The sequence below is a fragment of the Actinospica sp. genome (genome assembly GCF_035552695.1).
In the GTDB taxonomy this organism is placed as follows: Bacteria; Actinomycetota; Actinomycetes; order Streptomycetales; family Catenulisporaceae; genus Actinospica.
Genome location: NZ_DASZKT010000212.1, coordinates 1 through 6,857 on the forward strand (window position 1 = coordinate 1; position 6,857 = coordinate 6,857).

The 6,857-nt window shown below is 70.3% G+C and carries 7 protein-coding genes; 6 read left to right on the top strand and 1 reads right to left on the bottom strand.

Features of this window, described 5'->3' with window-relative positions; all coding sequences use genetic code 11:
- Positions 1–174 precede the first annotated feature (174 nt).
- The 5 genes from VG296_RS24175 to VG296_RS24195 all read left to right on the top strand — a co-directional run bounded on the left by VG296_RS24175 (position 175) and on the right by VG296_RS24195 (position 5,235).
- On the top strand, positions 175–2,691 hold the full coding sequence (locus VG296_RS24175) for an ATP-binding protein (RefSeq protein ID WP_325569415.1): 2,517 nt from the start codon (positions 175–177) through the stop codon (positions 2,689–2,691).
- A gap of 103 nt (positions 2,692–2,794) precedes the next feature.
- Positions 2,795–3,577, top strand: coding sequence for an alpha/beta hydrolase (locus VG296_RS24180; RefSeq protein ID WP_325569417.1), 783 nt, complete (start codon positions 2,795–2,797; stop codon positions 3,575–3,577).
- 11 nt (positions 3,578–3,588) lie between these two features.
- Positions 3,589–3,957 (top strand): YybH family protein, encoded by a 369-nt coding sequence (locus tag VG296_RS24185; protein ID WP_325569419.1) that lies wholly within the window; start codon positions 3,589–3,591, stop codon positions 3,955–3,957.
- A 155-nt stretch (positions 3,958–4,112) separates the two neighbouring features.
- The gene (locus VG296_RS24190) at positions 4,113–4,826 is read left to right on the top strand and encodes a hypothetical protein (protein WP_325569421.1); all 714 of its coding nucleotides are present in this window, start codon (positions 4,113–4,115) and stop codon (positions 4,824–4,826) included.
- Positions 4,804–5,235, top strand: a complete 432-nt coding sequence (locus VG296_RS24195) for a hypothetical protein (protein WP_325569423.1) — start codon at positions 4,804–4,806, stop codon at positions 5,233–5,235. The genes VG296_RS24190 and VG296_RS24195 overlap by 23 nt, the downstream gene beginning before the upstream one ends.
- 336 nt (positions 5,236–5,571) lie before the next feature.
- On the opposite strand, the gene VG296_RS24200 is transcribed toward VG296_RS24195, so the two are convergent.
- The gene (locus VG296_RS24200) at positions 5,572–6,378 is read right to left on the bottom strand and encodes a maleylpyruvate isomerase family mycothiol-dependent enzyme (protein WP_325569425.1); all 807 of its coding nucleotides are present in this window, start codon (positions 6,376–6,378) and stop codon (positions 5,572–5,574) included.
- A 240-nt stretch (positions 6,379–6,618) separates the two neighbouring features.
- Between VG296_RS24200 and VG296_RS24205 the strand changes: the two genes are divergently transcribed.
- Positions 6,619–6,857, top strand: a 239-nt coding sequence (locus VG296_RS24205; RefSeq protein WP_325569427.1) for a helix-turn-helix domain-containing protein, incomplete at its 3' end; no start/stop codon positions are given.

Sequence of the window (6,857 nt, forward strand, 5' to 3'; positions counted from 1 at the left end):
ACCCAGCCGTCCGGCACGGTGGCCTTCCGCCCGCTGTCCGAGGCGCTGTTGTCCTATTTCCGCGACCAGGACCTGCCCGAGCCGGCCGAGCTGACGCCGTTCCGCAGCTCGCTGGCGCGTCTGCTGCCGCAGTGGCGCCAAGGGGAATTCTCCGCGATCGACGAGTCCGTCGTCGTGCTCGCCGAAGCGATCGTGCGGCTGCTGCGGGCGATCGGGCGCGGACGTGGCTGCCTGCTCATTCTCGAGGACCTGCAGTGGGCCGATCCCGAGACGTTGACCATCGTCGAGTACCTCTGCGAGAACCTCGCGTCCGAACCGGTGATGCTGGTGTGCACCGTGCGCTCGGAGCCGGCGGGCCCTGCCGTCGACCTGGTCAACGTCCTGGCTGCGCGGCGGGCGGTGTCGGTGGCGCGGCTGGCGCGGTTGACCCCTGCCGACACCGACGAGATGGCGCGCGCCTGCCTGGCGAGCGCCGACGTCCCGGAGTCGGTGCAGGCGTTGCTCGCGGCGAGCGCCGACGGCGTGCCCTTCTTCGTCGAGGAGCTGCTTGCCGGGGCCGTCCAGGCGGGCGCGCTCGTGGACGACGGTGCCGGCTGGGCCGTGGCCGGGAACCTCGAGCCGCAGGTGCCCCGCACCGTGTCCGACAGCGTCGAGCACCGGCTCGCGTCGCTGGGCAACGCCGCACGCATTCTCGTCACGGCCGCCGTGCTCGGCAGACGCTTCGACTGGACGCTGCTTTGCGATGTGACCGGTGAACCGGCCGAGGTCGTGCTGGACGCCCTGCGTGCCGGGGTCGACGCGCAACTGCTGGTCGCCGACCCGACGCGATTGGGAGCGGTGCAATTCCGGCACGCGCTGACTCGCGACGCCGTCCTGGAGCGGCTGTTGCCCGCACAGTGGTCCGAACTCGCCCGGCGCGCGCTGGACGCGATCACCGCGGCGCATCCCGATTTGCGGGGGGAGTGGTGCGACCTGGCTGCTCGCCTCGCTGAGCGCGCAGGCGACGGCCGGGCGAGCGAGCTGCTCATCTCCTCCGGTCGCAGATCGCTGGCCCGCGGTGCTCTCACCAGCGCCGAGGAGGCCTTCGCCCACGCCCGACGGGTGGCCGATGATCCGGCGTCCGAGGCGAACGCGATGGACGCGCTGTGCGAGGCACTCGCCGGGGCAGGCAAGGTCGATCCGGCCCTCGAGCTCGGAGATGTCCTCATCGAATCGTTGGCTGCCCTCGGCGCGCCGCCGGGCCGGGTGGGAGCCGTCCACGCGCGTCTGGCCGGGGTCGCCGCGGCGGCCACCCGCTGGGCCGTGGCCGAACGTCACCTCACCCTGGCGCGCGACTTCGCTGCGAGAGCCGCAGATCCGGGCCTGTCTGCCGCGGTGGATGTGACTGCCGCTCAGATCGTCTACGGCCGCGGCGATCTCGAAGAGGCCGGCGCGCTGGCACGGTCCGTGCGCTCCGACGCCGACCGGCTCGGTCTGCCCGAGCTCGTCTGTGAAGCCCTGCTGCTGATCGGTCATTGCGCACGTACGACCGACGTCGACCGTGCCGAGCAGGCGTACCTGGACGCGGGCAACGTCGCTGCGCTCCACGGGTTGGAGCTGCTGCGGATCCGGGCACTGTTCGAGGTCGGGACGATCGATTTCATGACGATGCGTCCGCCCCGTCAGCTGAATCTGGCGCGAGAACTCGCGACCTCGACGGGTGCGCTGGTGACCGTCGCCCAGATCGACCTGCACCTGGGCGCCTGGTTCACCTACAACTTCGACAACGAGGATGCGATCGCCGCGTGCCGGCGCGCGAGCGAAGCGGCACGGTGGTTGCAGATGCACGAACTGCTCGCCATCAGCCTGGTCGGCGAGGCCGCCGCGCAGGGCCGCCTCGGCCGCCGCGCGCGCATGCAGTCCCTCGTCGAGGAGGCGATGACGGTCGCGGGCGACAACGTCGTCGTCGCCGGGCTCATGTGGGGACTGTGCCGGGCGGAGCTCTCGCTCATTGACGAGAACCGCCGGCGCGCGCTGCGCGAACTGGACACCATGATGGACCTGCTCCGGACGAGCCCCGCCAGCCCTGCGATGCCCCCGCGCGGCCTGTGGGCACTCGTGTGCGCGGTCGAGGACCGCGACGGCGAAGCGGCGTGCGCCGAGGTCCGGGCATCCGGGGCCGCCGCCCAATCGTTGGTTCGTGGGTTGGTCCACCTTGCCGAGGCGGTGTCGGCGGGCCGGGCCGGCCGCCACGAGGCTGCCCTGGCGTCCTTCGCCGCCGGTGACGAGGTGCTCGAGAACCTGACCTGGTACCGCAACCTCGGGCGCCGGCTGGTCGCCGAGGCTGCCATCGCCGACGGGTGGGGCGAGCCGGCCGCGTGGTTGGTGCCCGCGCTGGCCCAGTTCGAGGAGCACGGCCAACGCAAGCTCGTCGCGGCCTGCCGCTCCTTGCTCGGTAAGGCGGGTGCACCGGTGCCGCGGCGGCGCGCGGGTTCCGGCGTCCCGTTGGTGCTGCGGGAGCACGGCGTCACCGAGCGTGAGGCCGAGGTGCTCGCGCTTCTCGGCGGGGGGCTGAGCAACAACGAGATCGCGGGGCGCCTGTTCCTGTCGCCGCGCACCGTCGAGCGGCACATCGCCAACCTGACCGCGAAGACCGATCTGCGCACCCGCACAGAACTGGTCGCCTTCGCCGCCCGTACCGGTGGGGGATAAGTGGGGGAACCCGTCGGTTGAGTGTCGGGTCACCCCCATGTCCTGGCCTCGCGCCACGACGAGAGTCCTCCTTGTCAGGCAACGGGCCAACAAGGAGAACGACATGACGACGGCGACCAAGGTGCGGATCGCATACGACCGAGTGGGCGACGGCGGGCCGGCACTGCTGATGCTGCCCGGCTGGTGCACCGACCGCGCCGGCTTCCACGATCTGCTGGCGTTGACCGGCCGGCACCGCACCTGTGTCGCGCTGGACTGGCGGGGCCACGGCGGCTCGGCGCGGAACGTCGCGGACTTCGGCTCCGCAGACCTGCTCGACGACGCGCTGACGGTCGTCGAAGCGGCCGGCCTGGAACGAGTGGTCCCGGTGGCCCAGTCACACGCCGGCTGGGTCGCGATCGAGCTGCAGCGCCGACTCGGCATCGAGCGGGTGCCCGGCATCGTGTCGCTGGACTGGATGGTGCTCGGCCCGCCTCCGCCCTTCATGGGCGCCCTGGCTGGGTTGCAGGATCCCGCGCAGTGGGAGCAGGTGCGCGGCGCGCTGTTCGAGATGTGGACGACGGGCGTCGCGTCCACCGCGGTGCACGCCTTTGTGGACCGCATGGGGCAATACAGCTTCGAGATGTGGTCCCGCGCAGGCCGGGAGATCGCCGCTGACTTCGCGCGGCAGCCGTCCCCGGTCGCCGCACTCGCCGAGGACCCGGCGCCGTTCCTGCACGTCTACGCACAACCGACCGACGACGCGTACCTGGCGGCGCAGCAGGACTTCGGCACGCGGCACCCGTGGTTCGACGTGCAACGGGTGTCCGGGCGCAGTCACTTCTCCAACATCGAAACGCCGACCGAGACCGCCGCCGCGATCGAGTCATTCGTCAACGGGCTGTGAGGAGACCGACCGTGATCACCGAACTGACCGATCTGCACCCCACCTGGGCCGCTCGCTTCAACGCCCGGGACCTGGACGGCATGCTGGCGCTGTGCGAGCAGGGCGCGGCCTTCGTACCGCAGCCCGGCTGCGTGCTCACCGCGGCCGGAGACGTACGGGCCGCCCTGCGCCAATTCCTGGCACTGAAGCTGCCGATCCACGTCGAGGTCCGGCACAGCATCGAAGCCGGCGATGTCGGCCTCGTCGTCGCCGATTGGGTGATCTCGGGCGCGGGCCCGGACGGCTCACCGGTCGACCTGCGGGGTTCTGCATCCGACGTCGCCCGTCGCGGCAGCGACGGCTGGAAGATTGCTATCGACAACCCGTTCGGCACTGCGTGAATCCGCAGCCCCGACATGACGGAGGCCCGAAATCGGGGCCTCGTGGCCGCTCAACCAGCGCTCACTGGGTCTCACGGGCGCCGGGTTGTTCCGGCGTTCTGTGGGTCCGGTGAGGGACACTGTGCGCGCACGGATGGTGTCGGGAGGAGGCTGAGATGGCAGACCTGAGTCAGCGTTTCAACGCCCCGCTTTACACCGTCGCTGAGGCTGCGCGATTCGTCGGCGTGCCCACCTCGACATTCGCGACCTGGGGTCGGGGCTACACCCGGGATCGACCCGGGGGCATCACCTCGGTCGGGGCACCGGTGGTCACGTTCGCCCCCGCCCCCCGGGGTCAGGCGAGCGTCCCATTCATCGGTCTTGCCGAAGGTCTTGTCCTCGCCGCGATCCGCGAGGCCGGGGTGCCCCTGCAGCGCATTCGGCCCGCGCTGGCGCTGCTGCAGGACGAGTTGGGCTTCGAGCACGTTCTCGCCTCCAAGCGGCTTTTCACGGACGGCGCGGAGGTCCTCTACGACTACGCGGAGCGCACTGGCGACACTCCCGAGGGACGCTCCGTCCGCGAGCTCGTGGTGGTCCGACACGGTCAGCGGGTGTTTGCCGAGGTCGTCGAGACCTACCTGCGTGGCGTCGAGTTCGACACGAAGGGCTATGCGCGGCTGATCCGGCTGCCGCGGTACGGGACCGCACAGATCGTCGCGGACCCCGACCGCGGATTCGGCCAACCGATCTTCACCAGCGGCGGCGCGCGTCTGGAAGACGTGCTCGCGATGTTCCGATCCGGAGAACCGCTGCGGGTTGTCAGCGAGGAATACGGCGTACCGCTCCCAGAACTGGAGGACGCCGTCCGTGTCGCCCTCCGCGCCGCATAGCGGTCATCCCGAGGGGCTGCCGCACCTCTTCCTCGACCGTAGCCTCGGACGAATCCAGGTCCCGGGGCTGCTTCGGGCCGGTGGCCTGGACCTGACCACCCTCGCCGAGCACTACGGCATTCCCGCCGACGAGTCGGTTGCGGACCAGGAGTGGCTGTACATGGCTGGAGCGGCGGGTTGGGCTGTGCTGATGAAGGACGACCGGATCCGGCGCCGCGGGGAGGAGCGAGCCGCCTTGCGTGACGCCGGAGTCCGCGCCTTCGTCCTGACGAGCGGCAACTTCCGCGCAGCCGAGATGGCCCAGCGGTTCCTCGACAACGTCGGCCGCATGGTCGCTGCGTGCGCTGACCCCGGCCCCTTCCTTTACGCGGTCCACGCGCACCAGATCAGCCGTCTGTCCATCGGGTGATTCGGCTCCGTCCCTCGGCGTAGACCCCTGGAGATCCTTCGACAAGCTCAATCGGCTCGGTACCGCTCCATCCAGAGCGTCATCCGGGGACGTCGCGGATCTGCAAGGTCGTGGCCGCGATCCGTGGTAGCAGAATGCATGCATCACAGGAATATCACGTGCGGATCACGTCGGCACGTCGAGCAAGCCCCCGGGGAAGAACTGGCGGCCTTGTAAGGCAGGCGCCGGCTCTCGGCGGAGGATCCTCTGCCGCCGGGGATCGGATCCGATACATCCGGCTGTAGCGGCGGCGGCACGCCCGTCGGCAATCGACGCGATCGGGCTCGGGTCGGATGCTCAGAACAGGACGCGGGCGGCGGTGACGAGAGCGGCAGTCGCGGGGTCGCCGGTGACGACCTGTGCCGCTGGATCGCTGTCGCGCCCGGCCAGGGCACGCATGTATGACACGGCGTCCGCGCGGACAGTGGCCACCGGCGCCCCGATGCCCAGTTGCCACGCACCGTCGGCTGCACCGGTGAGCTCCAGGATCACGGTGGGGCCGGGCCAGTGCTCGTCGAGGTCACGCAGAACCTGTTCGACCACGTCGGGGGTGTGCGTGCCGGGTGCGAACGTCGTGCCGATCGCCCGGCAGAGGTCGTCGCGGTGCATCCACAGGTCGCGGGCATGGATCACGTCGTGCAGGTAGGCGATCGAGACCTTCGACGGCTGGGTCAGACCCGTGGGCACCCGCAGCCGCCGGACGATGCCCGGGACCCGGCGCAACCGACGGTTGGCGCGCGGCCACACGCGTACGAACCGTTCGTACACCTGCGCGGGGGTCATCCCCAAGTGCTCCTCGACCTGGACCTGCATGTGGGCGTCGATGTAGGACATCTGCGGGTGACGGCGGGCCGCGCGTCGATCACGCAGCGGGAACAACCAGGGACGCAGGTCCTCCTCGGCGTGCCCGCACAGGTGCCCGACGATGTCCTTGACGTCCCACAACGTGCACGGGGTCGGTCGCGACCAGTCGTCCGGGCCGAGGCTTGCCAACAGCTCGGTCCAGGCCACGATCTCCGCCGCGCGCAGCTCGAAGGCCTGCGCCTTGGTGGTGCTCTCGATCGAACGCGCAGTTCGCACGGCCCGATCCGCCGGTGTGGTCACGATGATCCCTCCTCGGGAGTGGGTTGCGATGAACTTGTCGAACCCCCTCAGCGCGGCTGAGGAAGCGGTCCGCGGCCGGCAGAACAGCAAGACCCGATGCGGCTCGGTTGCTGCCACCGTCCCAGGTGACCATCAGGAAACGCCGCGGTCGTAGCGTCAACGGTCTCACCGCCCACCATTTTGACGTGAGCGCCTGTTCGCACGAAATTACGCTTTCGAGTGGGCTAGAGTCAACTCCAAATGACGCGTAGCTACACGATGCGGGCCCGCGCGGAGTCCACAGCCGAGACCAGGCAGCGGATCCTGGACGCGGTGAACCAACTTTCCTACGAACAGCTGTCGGTCCAGATCGCGCTGACCGACGTGGCCGAGCGGGCGCGCGTCAGCGTCCAGACCGTGCTGCGTCACTTCGGCACGAAGGATGCCCTGTTCGAGGCCGCCTGGGATCTGGAGGTCGTTCGCGTGCGGGGCGAGCGGAC

Bases quoted from the DNA above. Each gene is read 5' to 3' on its own strand.
- VG296_RS24180 (WP_325569417.1), top strand. From the start codon at position 2,795: ATGACGACGGCGACCAAGGTGCGGATCGCATACGACCGAGTGGGCGAC.
- VG296_RS24190 (WP_325569421.1), top strand. From the start codon at position 4,113: ATGGCAGACCTGAGTCAGCGTTTCAACGCCCCGCTTTACACCGTCGCT.